Source organism: Psychrobacillus sp. (assembly GCF_056205495.1).
The window spans coordinates 1-1,998 of the sequence record NZ_JBAEAP010000328.1 but is presented as its reverse complement, the minus strand read 5'-3'; the positions used below and the strand labels follow the sequence as shown (position 1 = coordinate 1,998).

The window sequence follows — 1,998 nt, the reverse complement described above, 5'->3', positions numbered from 1 at the left end:
GTAATGCGTGAGCATAACGCCTTTAGGGAAGCCAGTAGTACCACCAGTGTATTGAAGCAAAGCTAGATCCTCTTCAAAATCGAACGTTAAGTTAATAGTATCCGTCTTTCCGACCTTCATAATTTCAGTAAATAGATGGTTCATACCTCGATGCTCAACTTTTACACTAAAGCCATATTGCTTCTTCTGTATAAATGGATAAATAAGATTTTTAGGAAAGGGTAAGTAATCCTTAATTCCTGTAATAATGATATTTTCTAAATCTGTTTCTTTTATTACCTTAGTAATTCTAGGAAAAAGAATGTCCATAGCCAAAATGATTTTTGCTCCTGAATCCTTTAACTGATAGGCGATCTCTCGTTCGGTGTACAGAGGATTTGTTTGTACAACAATACCACCAGCATATAAGGTCCCAAAATAACCTATAACCCCTTGTGGACAGTTTGGCAGCATGATTGCTACTCTGTCCCCTCTTTGCAGGCCTAGTGACTGCAAATAATTCGCAAACTTCATCGATGATTCGTAAAGCTCTTTGTAAGTTACATCTCTCCCCATGAAATGTATGGCTATCTTCGCTGGAAATTTCTTGTACGCTCTCGTAAGATACTCTTGGACAGGAATAGTTTCATAGTCAAGCGTGTGTGGAACTTCCGGCGGATAGTGAGAAAGCCATGGTTTTTCAATCATTTGTTTGCCCCCTTTGTATGATTTTAATAGAGTGAATATTCCTATTTTTTATTATAGATAAAAATGAATGACAATTCAATTCATAAAAAAAGAAAAGTAGTAGTCACTACGCATTTCAATCCAAACTAAAGAAGGTAATAGGCCTGACAAAACATTAACGTTAGTGAAATCAACTTAAACCAACATAAAAAAGAGACTGTACTAATTCGTTAATTCATTCAATTGAATTTACTAACGCATTATTACAGCCTCCTCTGGAGCTTAAATAACTCTATGAATTTTTTACTATATATATTATGCCAATTGCTAGAAAAAATATTCCAACTACAATTAATACCTTTGATAATTTTTCCATCTTTATCTCTCCTAATTAAATACTCGCACCAATAACAAATGATAATCCTACAGAAATAATTAACGAAATAAATCCAACGGATCGATTGTCATTTTCTATTTCTTTATCCACATTAAAGCCTGGAGTAAAAAATTCAAATAACCAATACGCGATAATTAGAAGAGCGAAGCCATATAGTCCCCAACCAATCATCTCAAAAAGTGTATTATGCTCTTCAATTGAATATTTAAAGATATTACATACACCGAATATCTTCCCACCGGTGGCTAGTGCCACTGCGACATTTCCATTTTTAATTTCCTGCCAGTTTTTATATTTGGTCACGATCTCAAACATAACCATGGAAACTATTAAACATAATATAACCACACTAAAATAACCTGCAGATTCTACTAATGGATTTGACCAAAAACTACCTAGCAGCATGATATAGCCCCTTTCAAACTTTTCTATCTTTACGTTTTATAAAAATGAAAGTTTCATTTTTTTATATAGCTGGATGAATTTCCATTTTCCTATGCTCTCGTTAAAAGGGAAAATAACGAGTTTTATCTACATTTGCTAATAAGGGGAGGAAAGAGATAAGAGATAATCACATCTGTTTCTCCTTCCTTCCAACATTACTTCAGTTCAACGACAGTAACGCCGTGTCCCCCTTCGCCAGCTTCACCGAATCGATAGCTTTTTACTCGCGAATGATTTTTCAAATACTGCTGAATAGCCTGTCTTAGGACACCTGTACCTTTTCCATGAATAATAGAGACTCTCGGATAGTTCGACAATATCGCATCGTCTAAATATTTTTCTGTTCGAATAATAGCATCCTCGTAGCGCTCTCCACGTAAATCCAACTCAAGCTTCACATGTGAATCTCTACCTCTTACTGCATTCACTGATACGCTCTGTTTCTGCTTTTCTGGTTTTATAAATTCTAAGTCTGATTCGTCTAGCTCCAT

3 protein-coding genes are annotated in these 1,998 nt (G+C 35.1%); all 3 read right to left on the bottom strand.

The annotated features are described in order from the left end of the window. Positions 1-687: AMP-binding protein (locus tag AC06OU_RS09680; RefSeq protein WP_475855468.1), on the bottom strand; the 687-nt coding region annotated here is incomplete at its 3' end. Between the two features lie 370 nt (positions 688-1,057). Then, positions 1,058-1,468: a DUF350 domain-containing protein gene (locus AC06OU_RS09675; protein WP_169361105.1), complete on the bottom strand. Its 411-nt coding sequence runs from the start codon at positions 1,466-1,468 to the stop codon at positions 1,058-1,060. Positions 1,469-1,662: 194 nt separating this feature from the next. Continuing rightward, the coding region (locus AC06OU_RS09670; protein ID WP_475855466.1) for a Smr/MutS family protein at positions 1,663-1,998 on the bottom strand (336 nt) is incomplete at its 5' end.

Bases quoted from the DNA above. Each gene is read 5' to 3' on its own strand.
- AC06OU_RS09675 (WP_169361105.1), bottom strand. From the start codon at position 1,468: ATGCTGCTAGGTAGTTTTTGGTCAAATCCATTAGTAGAATCTGCAGGT.